The sequence below is a fragment of the Bradyrhizobium nivariense genome (assembly GCF_029846695.2).
GTDB lineage: Bacteria > Pseudomonadota > Alphaproteobacteria > Rhizobiales > Xanthobacteraceae > Bradyrhizobium.
Map to the genome: position 1 here is coordinate 24438 of NZ_JARWCR020000046.1, position 18976 is coordinate 43413.

Consider the following 18976-nt stretch of genomic DNA (forward strand, 5'->3'; position numbering starts at 1 on the left):
ACTCGATCGCGCGCTTTGCTCGCGGTTTCGCTGGGCGCGTTGACGCTCTGTTAATGACGATGGGCTGCGTGTCGCATCGCCGCAAGACACCACCGTATTTCTCCGGACCCCTTAACCGAACTTAAGAGGGAACCGCGCAAGATCGCGGCCATTACAAAGGCGCGCTGAAACAACAAGATTCATGACTTCTATGAACGGCAACAAATATTCCGGCGCGAGTGAAGCCGAACTCGGATTTCTCAAGGAAATCGTTAGAATGCTGCCTGCCGGCCTGACCGTGCAGGACGCGCAAGGCGAGCTTCTCCTGGTCAACGATGTTGCGGCCACCCAGCTCGGCATGGACGGCAGCCGTCCCTCGCGCGATCTCGCGCCGCGCCGGGAAGCCTGCCGGCAGGCCCTGAGCTCCGGCCAGGCGGTCGTCGCCGAGGAAGCGCTCCACGACGGAGCCGCACGCCAGGTGCTGCTGACCACCCATCGTCCGGTCCGCGTCGACGGACGCGAGCTGCTGATCTCGGCCTCCTCCGACATCACCGAGCAGAAGAATTTCGAGGACCAGCTGTTCCGCTCGGCCTATTTCGACGAGCTCACCGGCCTGCCCTCGCGGCGCGTGATCGAACATCGCGCCACCAGCCAGCTCGCCCAGGGTCGCGCTGGCGAGCGCTTTGCGCTCGCTTTTCTCGACGTCGACAATTTCAAGCACATCAACGACTATTACGGCCACGCCGTGGGCGACGCCCTGCTGGTCGAGCTGTCGAAGCGGCTCGGACGCGACTTGCGCGATTCGGACATGCTGTCGCGCATCTCCGGCGACGAATTCCTGCTGCTGCTGTCGCCGATCCAGAGCCAGGAGGAAGTCGCCGAGTTCATGCAATCGACGCTGGAGCGGCTGACGGCGCCGTTCTTTATCGACAATTCGGAAGTCTTCGCCTCCATCTCCGTCGGCATCAGCCTCTATCCCGATCACGGAAGCAACTTCGAGACACTGCGTCAGAACGCCGACATCGCGATGTACCGCATCAAGAATAACGGCAAGGGATCGGCGGCCTTCTTCGACTCCAGCATGGAGCGCGAGGCGCTGGCGCGGACGAAGATCGAGCAATCGCTGCGGCTCGCCATCCTCGAGAAGCGCTTCTGCTGCGCCTTCCAGTCCAAGGTCGACATCCGCACGCAGGACGTAAAGGGCATCGAGGCCCTGGTGCGGCTGCGCGACGACGAGGGCTTGATCCAGGCGCCCGGCTCGTTCATCAATCTTGCCGGCGAACTCGGGCTGATCGACGAGCTGACCCATCTCGTGCTCGCCGAGATCGTCAAGTCGATCGACCTGATCAACGAGACGTTCGGTGCGGAAGCGACCATCAGCATCAACGTCGCGGCCAAGCAGGCCGGCAACCCCGAATTCATGCGCAGCTTTGCGCAGGCGCTCAACGACACAGGCTTTCCGCAGCGCTTCATGATCGAGGTGACCGAAGACGCCTTCGTCGCCAAGAATCATTTCCAGGCCGAGATCCTGCCGATGTTCCGCAAGCTCGGCGTCGGTATCTCGATCGACGATTTCGGCACCGGCTATTCCTCGCTCTCGGCGCTGGCCGACATCACTGCGGACGAGATCAAGATCGACCGCTCCTTCATCACAGATATCCATAAGCGACCACGCAACCAGGGCATCTTGCGCGCGATCGAATCCCTGAGCGAAGCGCTCGGCATGACCGTGATTGCCGAAGGCATCGAATCCTACGAGGAGCTCGCCTATCTCCAGGCTGCGACCAAGATCCGTTACGCGCAGGGCTATTATTTCTCCCGGCCGATCTTCCTGGAGGAGCTGAAGCTGGCGACGCCAGCCTCCAGCGAAGCACGCGCCAGCGTCACAAACCGCTCGACGCAACAGAACCGGCAGGGCTATTCGCGCGCCGGCGGCTATCGACGGTAGGGTCCCAGACAACTGACATACAATGAGCACTCCCCGTCAGCCTGAGGTGCGTGGCCCACGATGCGTGCATCGTGGGTCGGGCCTCGAAGGATGAACGGCCGGGATGCAGCCGGGCCGTCGTCCTTCGAGGCTCGCACCTCAGGGGTAACGGTGGATAGATTGCGAACGGCTCAGCCTCCAATTCCCCCTTTGAAATTACGGGCCTTTTGGTGATAAGCAGGCGCACTTCCCCCGAGGTATGTCATGTCTGCCTCTTCGTCCTCGATCAGCGATCCCGCCTATCTCCGTGCGCGCGCGATGGAGACGCTGTTCGAGCGGCTGGAAAACCTCTGCGAGGGCGCGATCGCGATCGACCGCGGCGGGCGGGTCGTCTATGTCAACGAAAAATATCTCGCCTCCCTCGGCCTCAAGCGCACCAGTGAAGCGATCGGCCGGCCGATCGAGGAGGTCATTCCGAACAGCCTGATGCGGAAGGTGGCCGAGACCGGCGAGCCGATCCTGCTCGACATCATGGAGCTCGGCGGCGAGCAGCTCGTCGTCACCCGCATGCCGATCGAGGACGAGAACGGCAAGGTGATCGGCGCGATCGGCTTCGTGCTCTACGACCACCTCGAAAGCCTCAAGCCGTTGCTCGCCCGCGTGGCCCAGCTCGAGAGCGATCTGCGGCTGGCGCGGCGGCAATTGTCCAACCCCCGTGCGGCGCGCTTCACCTTCGCCGACTACGTCGGTACGACGCCGGGAATCGCGCAGGCCAAGGAGCTTGCAAGCCGCGCCGCGCGGCAGAGCGTCACGGTGCTCCTCACCGGCGAGACCGGAACCGGCAAGGAGATGCTGGCCCAGGCGATTCACAACGCCTCGTCCCGCGCGGAAAAGCCGTTCGTCAGCGTCAATGTCGCCGCGGTCCCCGACACGCTGATCGAATCGGAATTTTTCGGCACCGCACCGGGCGCCTATACCGGCGCCGACCGCAGGGGGCGCGAGGGCAAGTTCCGCATCGCGGACGGCGGCACGCTGTTCCTCGACGAAATCGGCGAGATGCCGCTGCAATTGCAGGCCAAGCTGCTGCGTGTGCTGCAGGAGCGCGAGATCGAGCCGCTCGGCTCGGACAAGATCTCCAAGGTCGACCTACGCGTGATCGCCGCCACCAATGTGGACCTGCGCAAGCGCGTCAGCGACGGCGCCTTCCGGCCCGACCTCTATTATCGTCTCAACGTCCTCTCGATCGATCTGCCGCCGCTGCGCCACTGCCTCGATGATCTCCCCGACATCTGCGCCCGGCTGCTCGAGGACATCAGCGCATCCGGCGATTACGTCAACGCCAGGATCACGCCGAGCGCGCTCGCCGCGCTCGCGCGCTACGACTGGCCGGGCAACGTCCGCGAGCTCCGCAACATCCTGGAGCGCGCGCTGATCCTCAGCGATTCCGGACGGCTGACCGGCGACGATGTCGCCCGCATCCTCCCCGTCGGCACCGAAGTGAGGCCCGCAGCGCCGGCGCGTCCGGGCGGGCTCGTAGTGCCCTATGCCGAAGCCGAGGCCGAGTTCGAGAAGCACACGCTCGAACAGGCGCTCGCCGCCAGCAACGGCCAGATCTCCGAGGCCGCCAGGATGCTGCGGATCTCGCGCGCGACCTTCTACAAGAAGCTCGCCAAGTTCGGCTTGGCCGCGGGACCGGCCTCCGTCTGAGTTTCGAGACACGGAATTGTCCGGAGTCTCGGATTCCTGACACGGTGCATCGCGGCTCCTCCCGGGCGCGAATGCGGGAATTGCCGTCTTTTCAGCCATTTTGCGCAAACCGACCGCATCTGGCGCGGACCTTGCTCTTCGCTTTGCACAATGACGCATGCTGCACATGCGCATTCGCAACCAGGGAGGATGCAAGATGAGTGAAGCGATCACGGTCCATCAGCTTCAGGCCAAACAGCCCTCGCACGTCACGGTCGCCACCGCGAGCCTGATCGGCACGGCCATCGAGTGGTATGATTTCTTCCTCTACGGCACCGCCGCGGCGCTGATCTTCAACAAGCTGTTCTTTCCCAACTTCGACCCGATGATGGGAACGCTGCTGGCGTTCGCGACCTATGCGCTCGGCTTCATCGCGCGCCCGCTCGGCGGCGTCGTATTCGGCCATTACGGCGACAAGATCGGCCGCAAGACCATGCTTTATCTGACCTTGCTGATCATGGGTGCGGCGACCGCGGCGATCGGATTCCTGCCGACCTACGAGACCGCCGGCATCTGGGCCGCGATCCTGCTCGTCACCTGCCGCCTGGTCCAGGGCTTCGGCCTCGGCGGCGAATGGGGCGGCGCGGTGCTGATGGCGGTCGAGCATGCGCCCGCGGACAAGAAAGGCTTTTACGGAAGCTGGCCGCAACTCGGCGCACCGCTCGGCCTCGTGCTCGGCACGCTGGTGTTCTCGGTGGTGTCCTCGATGCTGACCGACGCGCAGCTCTTGGCCTGGGGCTGGCGCATCCCGTTCCTGTTCTCGATCGCGCTGGTGCTCGTGGGCCTGTGGATCCGCTTCACCATCGCGGAATCGCCGGAGTTCCAGAAGGTCAAGGACAGCAAGCAGGACGTCAAGATGCCGATCATCGAGGCGATCCGGATGTATCCCAAGAACATCCTGCTGGCGATGGGCGCGCGCTTTGCCGAAAACGGCTTCTTCTACATCTACGCCACCTTCGTGCTCGCCTACGCGACGCAGTCGCTCGGCATGAACAGGCAGGACATGCTCAACGGCGTGCTGATCGGCGCGGCGATCGAGACCTTCACCATTCCGGCCTTCGGTGCGCTCTCCGACCGCGTCGGGCGGCGACCAATCTACATTTTTGGCGCGGTGTTCTCGGCACTGATGTCGTTCCCGCTGTTCATGCTGCTGGCGACCAGGAATCCGCAATATGCCTGGATCGCGATCGTGCTCGGCCTCGCCATCGGTCATGCCGCCATGTACGGCCCGCAGGCGAGCTTCCTGTCGGAACTGTTCGGCACCAAGGTCCGCTACAGCGGCGTCTCGCTCGGCTACAACCTCGCCTCGATCTTCGCCGGCGCGCTGTCGCCGCTGATCGCGACGGGCCTGATGACGGCCTACGCGCCAGCAACCTGGCCGATCTCGCTGTACATGATCGCGCTGGCGATCATCACCATCGTGTCGGTCTACTTCGCCACCGAAACACGCAAGATAGTTCAGGCCTGAACGTCCCGACGATGCCTTCTGTCGCGAGGAGCAAGCTTTCCAGGGCTGCTCCTCGCGATAGGGGCAATACACAGCAACAACGGCATGCGGTCGAAGAGATCGGGAGGAACGCCGTGAGCCATCACCCAGCTCTGCCTTACCTGCGCAATTCCGAGAAAGGCAAGGTCGTCACGGCGGCCGAAGCGGTCATGCTGATCCGCGACGGCGACACGGTGGCGACCGGCGGCTTCGTCGGCATCGGCTTTGCCGAGGAGATCGCGGTCGCGCTGGAGGAGCTCTATCTCGCCAACGAGGGCGATGCGCCCTACACGCAGGGCAAGCCGCGCAACCTCGCACTGGTCTATGCCGCGGGCCAGGGCGACGGCAAGCATCGCGGCCTCAATCATTTCGCCCATGAAGGCCTGGTGCGCCGCGTGATTGGCGGCCATTGGGGCCTTGCACCGAAATTACAGCAGCTCGCGATCGCCAACCAGATCGAGGCCTACAACCTGCCCCAAGGCGTTATCACGCATCTGTTCCGCGACATCGCCGCGCATCGTCCGGCACATATCACCCGCGTCGGCATCGGCACGTTCGTCGATCCCAGGCACGGCGGCGGCAAGCTGAACGCTCGCACCACCGAAGAGCTTGTGGAGCTGATCACGATCGGCGGCGAGGAGTGCCTGCTCTACAAGGCGTTTCCGATCGACATCGGGATCATCCGCGCCACCACCGGCGATCCCGACGGCAACCTCACCATGGAGAAGGAGGCGCTGACGCTGGAGGCGCTCGCCATCGCGATGGCCGCGCATAATTCCGGCGGCATCGTCATCGCCCAGGTCGAACGCGTGGCCGAGGGCGGCAGTCTCAATCCGCGCCAGGTCAAGATTCCCGGCATTCTCGTCGATTGTGTCGTCGTGGCGAAGCCGGAGAACCATTGGCAGACCTTTGGCACGCAGTACAATCCGGCCTTCTCGAGCGAGATCCGCGTCCGCGCCGCCTCACTGCCGGTGATGCCGGTCAGCGAGCGCAAGATCATCGCCCGGCGCGCCGCCCTCGAGCTCAAGGCCAACAGCGTCGTCAATCTCGGCATCGGCATGCCCGAGGGGATCGCCTCGGTCGCCAATGAGGAGCGGATCATCGACCTCATCACGCTGACGGCGGAGCCGGGCGTGATCGGCGGCATCCCCGCGAGCGGCATCGATTTTGGCGCGGCGATCAACACGCAGGCGGTGATCGACCAGCCGTATCAGTTCGACTTCTACGACGGCGGCGGTCTCGACGCCGCCTTCCTCGGTCTCGCCCAGGTGGACCGCGCCGGCAATCTCAATGTCAGCAAGTTCGGCCCGAAGCTTGCGGGTGCCGGCGGCTTCATCAACATCAGCCAGAATGCCAAAGAGGTCGTGTTCGTCGGCACGTTCGGCGCGGGCAAGCAGCGCATTGCGGTGAATGACGGGAAACTCGTCATCCTCAATGAGGCGACATCACGCAAATTCGTCGACAAGGTCGAACACGTCACCTTCAGCGGCCCGTTTGCCGCCGCGCGGCGGCAACGCACGCTGTATGTCACCGAACGCTGTGTGTTCGAGCTGCGGCCTGACGGACTCGAGCTCACCGAGGTCGCGCCCGGCATCGACATCGAGCGCGATATCCTGCGCCTGATGGATTTCAAGCCGCTGATCCCGCGCGATCCCGCAGCGATGGACGACCGCATCTTCCGCGACGGCCTCATGGACCTGCGCGAGCGCCTGCTCACCATCCCGCTCGACCAACGCTTCACGCTGGACGAGCAGCAGAACCTGTTCTTCGTCAACCTGGAACGCTATCCGCTGCGCAGCAGGTGCGAGATCGACACCATCGCGGCCATCGTCGAGGCGAGGCTCGCCCCGCTCGGCCGCCGGGTCTACGCCATCGTCAATTATGACAATTTTTCCATCCTGCCGGAGCTGATGGACGAATATTCGGCGATGGTGCGCAGCCTCGTCGATCGCTTCTATTCCGGCGTGTCGCGCTACACCACGTCGGGCTTCCTGCGCATCAAGCTCGGCGAAGCCCTGGAGAAGCGCGGCGTTGCGCCGCATATCTTCGAGAGCCCGGACGAGGCGCGGTCGGACTGGCGTCAGGTCGAGGGCGTTAAGCTCAGCCGGAAGGTTTAATTGCAATGTTCGTACCGTTGTGCAAATCGCTATTGCCGAGAGGCTTTAAATCGGGAGGGACCATCGTGCGTCGTTCACTCATCATAACAACAACCATCCTCGCCATCGCCGCGGGCACCTCCGCAAAGGCCGACGATCTCAAGGTCGCGCTGATCTACGGCAAGACCGGCCCGCTCGAGGCCTATGCCAAGCAGACCGAGACCGGCCTGCAAATGGGTTTTGAATACGCCACCAAGGGCACCATGACGCTCGACGGTCGCAAGATCGTCGTCATCACCAAGGACGACCAGGGCAAGCCGGATCTCTCCAAGGCCGCGCTCGCGGAAGCCTATCAGGACGACAAGGCCGACATCGCGATCGGCACGACCTCGTCGGCCGCGGCACTCGCGATCCTGCCCGTCGCCGAGGAGAACAAGAAGATCCTGATCGTCGAGCCCGCGGTCGCGGATCAGATTACCGGCGAGAAGTGGAATCGCTACATCTTCCGCACCGCGCGCAACTCGTCGCAGGACGCGATCTCCAACGCAGTCGCGATCGGCAAGCAGGGCGTCACCGTGGCGACGCTGGCGCAGGATTACGCGTTCGGCCGCGACGGCGTCGCCGCCTTCAAGGAGGCGCTCGCCAAGACCGGCGCGACGCTCGCCGCCGAGGAATATGCCCCGACCTCCACTACCGACTTCACGGCGGTCGGCCAGCGCCTGTTCGACGCGCTGAAGGACAAGCCGGGCCGCAAGGTGATCTGGGTGATCTGGGCCGGCGCCGGCAATCCCCTGGCAAAGCTCCAGGACATGGATCCGAAGCGCTACGGCATCGAACTGTCCACCGGCGGCAACATCCTGCCGGCGCTCGCCGCCTACAAGGGCCTGCCCGGCATGGAAGGCGCGACATACTATTTCTATGCGATCCCGAAGAATCCGGTGAACGACTGGTTGGTCGCCGAGCATCAGAAGCGCTTCAATGCGCCGCCGGACTTCTTCACCGCGGGTGGCTTCGCCGCCGCGATGTCCGTCGTCGCCGCCGTCACCAAGGCGAAGTCGACCGACACCGAGAAGCTCATCACCGCCATGGAAGGCCTGGAGTTCGACACGCCGAAGGGCAAGATGATGTTCCGCAAGGAGGACCATCAGGCGCTCCAGAGCATGTATCACTTCAAGGTCAAGGTCGATCCGAACGTCGCCTGGGCTGTGCTCGAGCCGGTGCGCGAGCTGAAGATCGAGGACATGGACGTTCCGGTCCGCAACAAGCGGTAGGTGCTTCTTCACCTCTCCCGCTTGCGGGAGAGGCCGGGAGAGGGCTTTATCCTCTTGGGGTTCTCGATTGCTGAGACACCCTCTCCCCGACCCTCCCCCGCAAGCGGGGGAGGGGGTGCAGCGTGATCGCGGAAACATCTTCCTCTCATCATTCGCCAGATTTCCCATGACGCTGACCCTCGAAACCCGCGACCTCACCATCCGCTTCGGCGGTCATGTCGCAGTCAACAGCGTCACCTGCAGCTTCCGCCCCGGCGAGCTCACCGCGATCGTCGGCCCGAACGGCGCCGGCAAGACCACTTATTTCAACCTGATCTCGGGCCAGCTCCGCGCATCGAGCGGCAGCATCCTGTTCGACGGCATAGACATCACCCAGCACTCGGCGCCGATGCGGACGCGCGCAGGCCTGGGGCGCGCCTTCCAGCTCACCAATCTCTTTCCGAACCTCTCGGTGGAGGAAAACGTCCGCCTCGCCGTGCAGGCTGCTGGTGGCACGCATTACGACATGCTGCGGCCCTGGATGGTCCGCGGTGACCTGATCGCCCGCGCCGATGCGATTCTGGATCAGGTCGCGCTCGGCGGCCGCCGCGGCGTGGCCGCAACCGCACTGTCGCATGGCGACCAGCGCAAGCTCGAGGTCGCGCTGATGATCGCGCTCGAGCCGAAGGTGTTCATGTTCGACGAGCCGACCGCAGGCATGAGCATCGACGAGGTGCCGGTCGTGTTGAACCTGATCGCGCAGCTCAAGCAGGACAAGAGCAAGATCATTCTCCTGGTCGAGCACAAGATGGACGTCGTCCGTTCGCTCGCCGACCGCATCATCGTGCTGCATAACGGGCAACTTGTTGCGGATGGTCCGCCGGCCGAGGTGATTGCGTCACCGATCGTGCAGGAAGCCTATCTGGGCGTCGCACCCAAAAAAGCTGCAGGGAGCGCAGCATGACCGATCTGTTAAAGCTCTCCGGCGTGCACACCCATATCGGCCGCTATCACATTCTCCAGGGCATCGATCTCGCTGTCGCGCAGGGGCAGACCACGATGCTGCTCGGCCGCAACGGCGCGGGCAAGACCACGACATTGCGCACCGTCATGGGCCTCTGGCAGGCCTCCTCCGGCGAGATCAGCCTCGCCGGCGAGCGCATCGAGAGCCGTGCGACGCCCGACATCGCGCGGCTCGGCGTCGGCTACGTGCCGGAGAGCATGGCGGTGTTTTCCGACCTCACGGTGAAGGAAAATCTGGTGCTGGCGGCGCGCGACGGACCGCTCGACGACGCCAAGCTCGACTGGATTTTTGGCTTCTTCCCCGCGCTACGCCGGTTCTGGCTGTCGCGCGCGGGAAGTCTCTCGGGCGGACAGAAGCAGATGTTGTCCATCGCCCGCGCCATCGTCGAACCGCGCAAGCTCTTGCTGATCGACGAGCCGACCAAGGGGCTGGCTCCGGCGATCGTGATGGCGCTGATCGAGTGCCTGAAGGAGATCAAGCGTAAGGGCGCCACCATCCTGCTGGTCGAGCAGAATTTCTTTGCCGCCCGCGAGCTCGGCGACAACGTGCTCGTGATGGACAACGGCACCATCGTCCATCGCGGCGAGATGGCGGCGCTCGCCGCCGACGTGCCGTTGCAGGAGCGGCTGCTCGGCCTGAGCCTGGAGGCGCATCAGTGACTGAACTCGCCGCAACCGATCCGCTGCCGAAGCCGAAGCGCGACATCGCGCCGATCCTGCTGCCGGTCGCGGTCGCTCTCGTGATGATCCCGCTGATCGGCTCCCCCAGCACATGGCTGACGCTGACGGCCGCGAGCCTCGCGATGGGCATGATGATCTTCATCATGGCCTCCGGGCTCACACTCGTGTTTGGCCTGATGGACGTGCTCAATTTCGGCCATGGCGCCTTCATCGCGGTCGGCGCCTATGTCGCAACCCTGGTGCTGGCGCCGTTCGCAGCCTCGCTTCAGGCGGATTCGCTGTGGATGAACCTCGCGGTGCTGGCGCCGGCGGCATTGCTGTCGATGGCGGTCTCCGGCGCGCTCGGCCTGATCGTTGAGCGTGTGCTGATCCTGCCCGTCTACGGCCAGCATCTGAAGCAGATCCTGATGACGACGGGCGGCCTGATCGTCGCCGAGCAGACGCTCTATGCGGTGTGGGGGCCGCAGATCATCCCGACGCCGCTGCCGACGTCGCTGCGCGGCTCCTTCATCCTCGGCGACGTCGCGATCGCGAAATACCGCGTGCTGGCGATGCTGATCGGCCTCGTCGTCTTCATCGCGATCCAGCTCGTGCTCAACCGGACCAAGCTCGGGCTTCTGATCCGCGCCGGCGTCGAGAACCGCGAGATGGTCGAGGCGCTCGGCTATCGCATCCGCCGCCTGTTCCTCGGCGTGTTCATGACGGGATCGGCGCTGGCCGGCCTCGGCGGCGTGATGTGGGCGCTGTATCGCGAGCAGGTCCACGCCTCCATGAGCGACGACCTCACCGTCTTGATCTTCATCGTCGTCATCATCGGCGGCCTCGGCTCGATCGGCGGCTGCTTCATCGGCGCGATCCTGGTGGCGATGATCGCCAATTACGGCGGCTTCCTGGTGCCGAAACTCGCCCTCGTCTCCAACATCCTGCTGATGGTCGCCATTCTGATGTGGCGGCCGCGCGGCCTCTATGCGGTGACCAGCCGATGATGATTCTGTCGGGCGATCCACCGCGCAGCCGCGTGCTCACGCTCGTTCTCGTCCTCATCATCCTGGCGCTGGCGCTAACGCCGTTCCTGTTCCCGGGCGCCAAGGCGCTGAACGTCGCGGCCAAGATCTGCGTCTTCGCCGCGCTGGTCGCGTCCTACGACCTGCTGCTCGGCTATACCGGCTCGGTGTCGTTCGCACACACCATGTTCTACGGGATCGGCAGCTACGCGATCGCGATCGCGCTGTACGGGATGGGTCCGAATTGGGGCGCGGTCGCAACCGGCATCGTCGTCGGCCTGCCGCTGGCCGCGCTGCTTGCGCTCGCGATCGGACTGTTCTCGCTGCGGGTCGCCGCGATCTTCTTTGCCATGATCACGCTCGCGGTCGCATCCGCCTTCCAGGTGCTGGCCTCGCAGCTCTCCTGGTTGACCGGTGGCGAGGACGGCCGCAGCTTTCAACTGCCGGAGCTGCTGCGCCCCGGCACGGTGCTGATCTCCAGGAACGTGCTCGGATTCGAGGTCAACGGCCGCATCCTGACCTATTATCTGGTGTTCGCCGTCTCGGCCCTGATGATCCTCGCTTTGCTGCGGGTGGTGAACTCGCCGTTCGGGCGCGTGTTGCAGGCCATCCGCGAAAACCGCTTCCGCGCCGAGGCGCTCGGCTTCCGCACCGTCTTCCACCTGACCTACGCCAACTGCCTCGCCGCACTGGTGGCCGCCGGCGCCGGCATTCTCAATGCGCTGTGGCTGCGCTATGCCGGCCCTGATACCTCGCTCAGTTTCTCGATCATGCTGGACATTCTCCTGATGGTCGTGATCGGCGGCATGGGCACGATCTACGGTGCGATCATTGGCGCCACCATCTTCATCCTCGCCCAGAACTATTTGCAGTCGCTGATGGGCGTCGCCTCCAAGGCGGCGTCTGAAGCCGGCCTGCCGCTGTTGCCGGGGCTGTTGCATCCCGACCGCTGGCTGCTGTGGCTCGGGCTGCTCTTCATCGCCAGCGTCTACTTCTTTCCGACCGGCGTCGTCGGACGGCTGCGCAATGGCGGTGGCGACAAGAGCGCGGGCACCTCGCATTAACGCGCGGTTAGTGATGCAGCGCAGCGGCTCGCTGGACCTGCCTGTGATCGCGCAACGAGTTAATGCTTAGGTAACTGGCTTTCCTAAGGTTTGCGCCATTTGTGCGGTGTATTCCTGTCCTTCCAGGGAGGGGGAATGCGCCAGGTCTTGTCAGGGGTCGCAGCCGGAATGTCCCTAGCCGCGAAGAACGGCTGGGAGGCAGCGATTCGCCGCGGACCGGTGCTGTGGCTGACCCTGTGCGGCGTGTTGCTGGTCGCAGGGATCTTCGCCGTGACCGCCATGGCCGTCGGCGAATTTCGCGAACGTACCCTGGCCAACCGCGAGCGCGAGCTGGAAAACACGGTGCAGCTGATCGCGCGGCACTTCGATCAGCAATTTGAAGATTCCGACGTTGTCGCCGCCGATGTGATCGGGCAGATGAACCTGCCGGAGATCAGTTCGGCCGCGATGTTCCGCGAGCGCATGTCCGCACCTGCCACGAACCAGATGCTGCGCAGCAAGACCAGCTCCGTGTCTTATCTCGGCGACATCGCGATCTACGATGCCGACGGCGAACTGATCAACTGGTCGCGGGCCCAGCCGTTGCCCAAGATCAACGTCTCCTCGCGCGCCTACTTTCAGACGTTCAAATCGAATCCGATGGCCGAACCGGTGGCGCTGGAGTCAGTCCGCAGCTTCATCATCGGGAAATGGACCACGATCGTCGCGCGTCGACTGAACGGCGCGGACGGCAGCTTCTTCGGCGCGATGGTCCGCCGGATCGATCCGGACAACTACCAGAACTATTTCGCCTCCGTTGCGCTTGCCGAGGGCACGGCGATCTCGCTGTTCGACCGCGAAGGCAAGATGCTGGCGCGCTACCCGCATGTCGAAGGGCTGATCGGCAGGAACTTCAAGGACGCGCCGCTGATGCGCAAGATGCTGACAGAGGGTGGCCGGCACACCCTGCGCGTCAAGGGTCCGATCGACGGCGAGGATCGCCTCGGCTCGGCGGCCTCGCTTTCGCATTTCCCGCTGGTCATCGTCGCGACCAACACCACGAGCGCCGCGCTGGCCGACTGGCGGCAGCAGACCGGTTTCATGGTCACCACCGCCGCGCTTTCGGCCACCGTGATTGCGCTGATTCTGTTCTTGATCGTTCGCCAGATCAACCGGCAGAACCGCGAGGCGCAGCAACGGCTGGAAGCGGAGCGGAGGCGGCTCGACACCGCCTTGAACAACATGTCGCAAGGGCTGATCCTGTACGACGCCGCCGGATACATCGTCACCTGCAACCGCCGCTACGCCGACATGTTCGACCTCTCGCATGACGTCATCAAGCCCGGCTGCCACATCCATGAGGCGATGCACCACCGCAAGGAGCGCGGCGCGTTCGGCGGCGACGTCGAGGCGTTTTGCGCCGACGTGATGCGGATCGTCGCCGAAGGCACGGTCTCCACCAGGATTCACGAGCTGCCCAACGGCCGCGCTTTCCAGGTCATCAACACTCCGCTCGCGCAGGGCGGATGGGTGGCAACAATCGAAGACATCACCGAGCGTCGCAATCTGGAGCAGGAACGCGACCGCAACTACATGTTCCTGCGCGAGATCATCGATCACATCCCGTCGCAGATCACGGTGAAGGATGCTCGAACGCGGCAATATCTGTTGGTCAACCGGACCGCCGAAGAGCAATTCGGCCAATCGAGTGAAGACATCGTTGGCAAGACCCCCTTCGACATGTACCCGGATGCCTCCGCCAGGGTTGTCACCGACGACGACAGCAAGGCGCTGCAGGCGGCCAAGGGATTGTTCAAGGACGAACATGCCTGGCAGAGCCAGGCCAAGGGGCTGCGCTACATCACCTCGACCCGGATCGGAATCCGCGACAAGTCCGGCGAGCCGCGCTACCTCATCAATGTCGTCGAGGATGTCACCGAACGGCGGCGCGCCGACGAGAAGATCGCGCACATGGCGCATTACGACGCGCTCACCGACCTGCCGAACCGGGTGCTGTTCCGCGAGCAGATCGAGCGCGAGCTGGAGACGGTCGGCGGCGGCGGTCAATTCGCGGTGCTCTATATCGACGTCGACGAGTTCAAGGGCATCAACGATTCGCTCGGTCATCACGTCGGTGACGAGCTGCTGAAGGCGATCGCAAGCCGCATCCGCGGCTGCCTCGGGCAAGGCGACCTGATCGCGCGGCTCGGCGGCGACGAATTCGCGGTGATCCAGTCCGGGATCGAATCGTCCGCCGACGTGGTGTCGTTCGTGACCCGAATCTACGAGGCGATCCGCCGGCCCTATCACTGCTTCGGGCATCAGCTCTCCACCGACGCAAGCATCGGCATCGCGCTGGCTCCGCAGGACGGTACCGATCTCGACCAGCTCATCAAGAATGCCGACCTCGCGATGTACCGCGCCAAGGCCGAAGGACGCCGTACCCACCGCTTCTTCGAGCCGGAGATGGATGCGAGCGCCAAGGCGCGCCTGTCCCTGGAGCAGGATCTGCGCCAGGCCCTGATGAACGGCGGTTTCGAGATTCACTATCAGCCGCTGGTCGATCTGCGCAGCAACGAGGTCGCCGGCTGCGAGGCGCTGCTGCGCTGGCAGCATCCCGAGCGCGGCATGGTGTCGCCGGCGGAGTTCATCCCGATTGCCGAGGACACCGGCCTGATCAACGAGCTCGGCGACTGGGTGCTGCGCGTGGCCTGCAACGAGGCCGCGACCTGGCCGGCGCATGTGCGTGTCGCGGTCAACGTCTCGCCGGTGCAGCTCAAATGCGACACGCTGGCGCTACGGATCGCCGGCGCGCTCGCCGCTTCCGGGCTCGTCCCGGCTCGAGCTCGAGATCACCGAGGCTGTGCTGATCCGCGACGACGAGGCGGCGCTCTCGATCTTGCACCAGCTCCGCGCGATCGGCGTGCGCATCGCGCTCGACGATTTCGGCACCGGCTACTCCTCGCTGAGCTATCTGAAGCGCTTCCCGTTCGACAAGATCAAGATCGACCGCTGCTTCGTCGCCGATATCGCGGAGACGAGCGGCGCGCCCGTGATCGTGCAGGCGGTGGTGAACATCGCCGCCGCCAGCAACATGACCACAGTCGCGGAGGGTGTCGAGACCGAGGCGCAGCGCGAGATGCTGCGCGCGCTCGGCTGCACGCAGATGCAGGGCTACCTGTTCAGCCGGCCAAAGCCGGCCAGCGAGGTGCGAAAACTGTTCGGCCCGGGCAATGCCGTACCGGTGGCGGCGGTGGCCTGATGGCGAAGTCAGCCAAAACTCCAGGCAAGACTTCACCCAAAGCCGTCGACGTTGCGGATTCCTATGCCGTGCGGCTGATGCAGCATCTGGTGGTGCCGACCTTCGTGATCGACCCGAAGCGCCGCGTCGTGATCTGGAACAGAGCCTGCGAGCGGCTGACCGGCGTTGCCGCCTCGGAGGTGATCGGCACCAATAAGCACTGGCAGGCTTTCTACGAGACCAGGCGCCCTTGTCTCGCCGACCTCGTGGCGCTCGACCGCCCGGAGCAGTTGCCGGAGTTCTACTCGGAATATGCCGCGCGCGGCCATAACGGGCTCGGCTTCAGCGCCGAGAATTGGTGCGTGATGCCGAAGCTCGGCAGCCAGCTCTATCTCGCCATCGACGCCGGCCCGATCCACGACGAAGCCGGGCATCTGATCGCGGTGGTGGAGACGCTGCGCGACCTCACCGACCAGAAGCGCGCCGAGATGGCGCTGAAGGAGCTTGCCACCAAGGACGGGCTGACCGGCCTGTCGAACCGCCGCGCGTTCGACCAGATGCTGATGAGCGAATGGGAGCGCGCCCAGCGGACGCAGAAGCCGATGGCGCTGCTGTTCGTCGACGTCGACCATTTCAAGCTGTTCAACGACCGCCACGGCCACCAGAGCGGCGACGAATGCCTGCGTGCGGTCGCTTCCGTCGTCAGCCGCCACGCCGTGCGCCCGCTCGATCTTGCCAGCCGCTATGGCGGCGAGGAATTCGCGCTGATCCTGCCGGACCTGGATGGCGATGCCGCCTGCACCATCGCCGACGAGATCCGCTGCGCCGTCATGGCCCTGCGGATCGCCCATGGCGCCATCGGGGCCGGCGACCACGTCACCCTCAGCGTCGGCGTCGCCAGCCATATTCCGGGCGAAGCCGACGGCAGCCCCGACCGGCTGCTCGGTGCGGCCGACGAGGCGCTCTATGCGGCCAAACGGCTCGGCCGCAACCGCGTCATCTGCGCCGAACGCATTCTCGCCGAGTTCGCCGGCCTCGGCCGCGATCCCACGGTGGTTCCGGTCCCTTTCCGGCGTAAAATGGCCTAGCGCAACGCGGCGAGAAGCGGTTGCCCGCCCCCCGCCAATCGGCTAAACGAAGCCCACTGCACCCGTAGCTCAGCTGGATAGAGCGTTGCCCTCCGAAGGCAAAGGTCACACGTTCGAATCGTGTCGGGTGCGCCACTGCTAAGCCGGATGTATCAACGTCTTATCACGTTGACGGTAGTTTCTCAAAAGCTCCTCAGAACAGCGCTGGTCACAACAGAGGAGCTTTTTCAATGACAACGCTACGGTTTCGCAATGACAAGTGGCAGGTTCAAGTCCGCCGTGTCTTTGATTAATGGCAGTGAGTTTGTTCGCTGTAACCCCGCCTGAAGACTACTTGCCTTCCGGCGGCTGATTGCACGAGCGGCGTAAGCTCGTCGCGACCAGGCGCTGCTCGACCTACCGGCACTTCTGACAGACCAACCGCCCGACGAGATCGTGCCCCCATGTGGTCGGGACGTGAGGCAGCGCGGGAGATCAACATCGCGCGGCGTCGGGCAGCGCCGTGCACCTAATCTTCCGCCATGGGAAGCTGCCTATGCCGGGCGGCTTTGGCGTTAGGGAGCGATCTCACTCTCGGTATCGATCTTCCGTTGCCTGCGGCGCTCGTCCATTTCAGCAATTCTTCGGAGTATCTCCGCCCGCTCCTCAGTCTCTTCTTCTTCAATGAACGCCTTGAACATCCGGACCATCGAGCCGTTGTGCGTCTCAAAGAATAACTGAGCAATCTCCCGTCGGCTCAGTTCGACATGCATCAGGTACGTTCCACCGAGGCGAACCTCAGTGCCGGTCGAAATGCGCACCGATGTCCTGCGACGGTCTTCGGGGTTCAAGACTTTCTTGTAGAGCTTGCGGAGTGAGAAATTCCCCTCGGGAACTTCGGCTTCGAGCAACGACGCGTTCATGACTTCGGTCTCGCCAAGGTCTCGCGACCAGCCGCGTACTGCTATACGCATATTATGATACTTTCGTGATTAAGAATATACAATTGATATACTCACATCATATATGGATGTCAACGCAATTAATATATTCTAAGAGGCCTTTTGTTCGTCATTCAGACCTCGTGACGAAATCTTTCCGAGCTCCGCATAAAAATATTTGCAGCTCCGAATTTTTTATATCCGAGCTCTTGTATTCGACGCCGAGCTGTGGCCTAAGGAAATCACGAGCTCGGGGAAATCAATGAGCGAGCTGTTCGCTCAAGCCCAAGCGAGCTCGAAACGGAGAACTAAGATGATCGCGATGTTCGAAGGTTTGGAAATCCGGGTTCCAGCGATGCGTGGCAAGATGGGCACCCGAACTTATTACTCGGTGCTCATGCCTATGAGCGGCGTACCCCAGTTCTTCAAGTTCACGAACTGGGCGGGCATCAGCCCGGAGGATCGCGAGCAGCGTGTCCTTAATGACAAACGCGTCCCCGACCTGGCCGGGTACATCACTGAAAACGAGGAGGATTATCTCTTCTCGTCTATCACGGCGTCCTACAAGTCGGAGCCGCGTTTTGAGCCTTATGTTGAGGGCTCCAATATCGGAATGCTCATCCTTCAGCTCGGCGACGAGTTCATCATCAATGACGGCCAGCATCGTTGCGCCGGCATTGCGCGCGCGCTCGAACACGGTGTCCCGATTACCAAGGACACCATCTCGGTCCTCCTGTTTCCGTGGGAAAGTACCGAGCGGGTGCAGCAGATGTTCTCTGACTTGAACCGCTTCGTGCAGAAGACGTCGAAGTCTCTCGACATCCTCTATGACAAGCGTGACGAACGCGCGGCCGCGACGCTCGCTATGATTGACCGGCTGTTGGTGTTCAAGGACCTTACGGACAAGGAGAGCATCTCGCTCGGTGTCAAATCTACCAAGCTGTTCACTTTGGCCGCGCTCTACGACGCTAACGTCGAACTGCTCAAGGGGCGCGAGAAGAACGACACCGATGCCAACATCGAGTTGCTGGTGACCTACTGGAAGGCCGTGGCGCAACATATGCCTGATTGGACCAAGGTCCTGAAGGGTCAGAAACTCGCGCTTGAACTGCGGCAGGAAAAGATCTCCTCGCATTCCACGGTGCTGCGTGCATTGGGAGGCCTTGGTCTCGACCTTGTGAACAATGAGGGCTGGCAGCAAAAGCTTGCCGCGCTTGAGGCAATCGACTGGAGCAAGAAAAACCCTGAGTGGGAGGGCGTATGTATGTCCGTCAATTCGGTTCTTTCGAACCGCCAGTCGCGTGCCGCAACAAAGGCCTTCATCAAGGCCAAGTTGGGCATGGTCTTGAGCGAAAGCGAGGCACGCTCGTTGCCGCAGGCAGCGGTTGCCGCCGAATAATCGGCTGGGTCATATCGTACTGGAGAGGGCGGCTTCGGCCGCCCTTTTTTGACCCGCTGCCTCCTGATCACGGCGACGCGAGCATAGCACCAC

Annotated in this window: 11 protein-coding genes, 1 tRNA gene and 2 pseudogenes; 13 read left to right on the plus strand and 1 reads right to left on the minus strand. The window is 63.5% G+C overall.

Features of this window, described 5'->3' with window-relative positions:
- The first annotated feature begins 190 nt into the window (after positions 1-190).
- The 12 genes and pseudogenes from QCM77_RS29835 (at position 191) to QCM77_RS29890 (ending at position 16699) form a co-directional block, all read left to right on the plus strand.
- Positions 191-1927 carry a putative bifunctional diguanylate cyclase/phosphodiesterase gene (locus QCM77_RS29835; RefSeq protein ID WP_279686011.1) on the plus strand — a complete coding sequence of 579 codons (1737 nt, stop codon included), beginning with the start codon at positions 191-193 and terminating at the stop codon, positions 1925-1927.
- Positions 1928-2170: 243 nt separating this feature from the next.
- Positions 2171-3613, plus strand: coding sequence for a sigma-54 interaction domain-containing protein (locus QCM77_RS29840; RefSeq protein WP_279685981.1), 1443 nt, complete (start codon positions 2171-2173; stop codon positions 3611-3613).
- A 196-nt stretch (positions 3614-3809) separates the two neighbouring features.
- Positions 3810-5120, plus strand: a complete 1311-nt coding sequence (locus QCM77_RS29845) for an MFS transporter (protein WP_279685982.1) — start codon at positions 3810-3812, stop codon at positions 5118-5120.
- A 113-nt stretch (positions 5121-5233) separates the two neighbouring features.
- Positions 5234-7255: an acyl CoA:acetate/3-ketoacid CoA transferase gene (locus tag QCM77_RS29850; RefSeq protein ID WP_279685983.1), complete on the plus strand. Its 2022-nt coding sequence runs from the start codon at positions 5234-5236 to the stop codon at positions 7253-7255.
- Positions 7256-7320: 65 nt separating this feature from the next.
- Entirely contained in the window at positions 7321-8505 is a 1185-nt protein-coding gene (locus QCM77_RS29855; RefSeq protein WP_279666308.1) for a substrate-binding domain-containing protein, read from the plus strand.
- Positions 8506-8671: 166 nt separating this feature from the next.
- Positions 8672-9448: an ABC transporter ATP-binding protein gene (locus tag QCM77_RS29860; RefSeq protein ID WP_279685985.1), complete on the plus strand. Its 777-nt coding sequence runs from the start codon at positions 8672-8674 to the stop codon at positions 9446-9448.
- The gene (locus QCM77_RS29865) at positions 9445-10167 is read left to right on the plus strand and encodes an ABC transporter ATP-binding protein (protein ID WP_279685986.1); all 723 of its coding nucleotides are present in this window, start codon (positions 9445-9447) and stop codon (positions 10165-10167) included. Before QCM77_RS29860 ends, QCM77_RS29865 begins: the two co-directional genes overlap by 4 nt.
- Complete coding sequence (locus tag QCM77_RS29870) at positions 10164-11174, plus strand: branched-chain amino acid ABC transporter permease (protein ID WP_279666305.1); 1011 nt, start codon at positions 10164-10166, stop codon at positions 11172-11174. Before QCM77_RS29865 ends, QCM77_RS29870 begins: the two co-directional genes overlap by 4 nt.
- Positions 11171-12256 (plus strand): branched-chain amino acid ABC transporter permease, encoded by a 1086-nt coding sequence (locus QCM77_RS29875; protein WP_279685987.1) that lies wholly within the window; start codon positions 11171-11173, stop codon positions 12254-12256. The genes QCM77_RS29870 and QCM77_RS29875 overlap by 4 nt, the downstream gene beginning before the upstream one ends.
- Before the next feature lie 135 nt (positions 12257-12391).
- Positions 12392-15497: pseudogene (locus QCM77_RS29880) on the plus strand (bifunctional diguanylate cyclase/phosphodiesterase).
- 128 nt (positions 15498-15625) lie between these two features.
- Positions 15626-16564: pseudogene (locus QCM77_RS29885) on the plus strand (sensor domain-containing diguanylate cyclase); the annotation flags it as partial.
- A gap of 58 nt (positions 16565-16622) precedes the next feature.
- Positions 16623-16699, plus strand: a tRNA-Arg gene (locus QCM77_RS29890).
- Between the two features lie 419 nt (positions 16700-17118).
- On the opposite strand, the gene QCM77_RS29895 is transcribed toward QCM77_RS29890, so the two are convergent.
- Positions 17119-17466: a hypothetical protein gene (locus QCM77_RS29895; protein ID WP_279685988.1), complete on the minus strand. Its 348-nt coding sequence runs from the start codon at positions 17464-17466 to the stop codon at positions 17119-17121.
- 331 nt (positions 17467-17797) lie between these two features.
- Between QCM77_RS29895 and QCM77_RS29900 the strand changes: the two genes are divergently transcribed.
- On the plus strand, positions 17798-18883 hold the full coding sequence (locus tag QCM77_RS29900; protein WP_279685989.1) for a DNA sulfur modification protein DndB: 1086 nt from the start codon (positions 17798-17800) through the stop codon (positions 18881-18883).
- Positions 18884-18976 lie beyond the last annotated feature (93 nt).

Coding starts and splice junctions, on each gene's coding strand:
- QCM77_RS29835 (WP_279686011.1), top strand. CDS start 191: ATGAACGGCAACAAATATTCCGGCGCGAGTGAAGCCGAACTCGGATTT.
- QCM77_RS29840 (WP_279685981.1), top strand. CDS start 2,171: ATGTCTGCCTCTTCGTCCTCGATCAGCGATCCCGCCTATCTCCGTGCG.
- QCM77_RS29845 (WP_279685982.1), top strand. CDS start 3,810: ATGAGTGAAGCGATCACGGTCCATCAGCTTCAGGCCAAACAGCCCTCG.
- QCM77_RS29860 (WP_279685985.1), top strand. CDS start 8,672: ATGACGCTGACCCTCGAAACCCGCGACCTCACCATCCGCTTCGGCGGT.
- QCM77_RS29865 (WP_279685986.1), top strand. CDS start 9,445: ATGACCGATCTGTTAAAGCTCTCCGGCGTGCACACCCATATCGGCCGC.
- QCM77_RS29875 (WP_279685987.1), top strand. CDS start 11,171: ATGATGATTCTGTCGGGCGATCCACCGCGCAGCCGCGTGCTCACGCTC.
- QCM77_RS29895 (WP_279685988.1), bottom strand. CDS start 17,466: ATGAACGCGTCGTTGCTCGAAGCCGAAGTTCCCGAGGGGAATTTCTCA.
- QCM77_RS29900 (WP_279685989.1), top strand. CDS start 17,798: ATGATCGCGATGTTCGAAGGTTTGGAAATCCGGGTTCCAGCGATGCGT.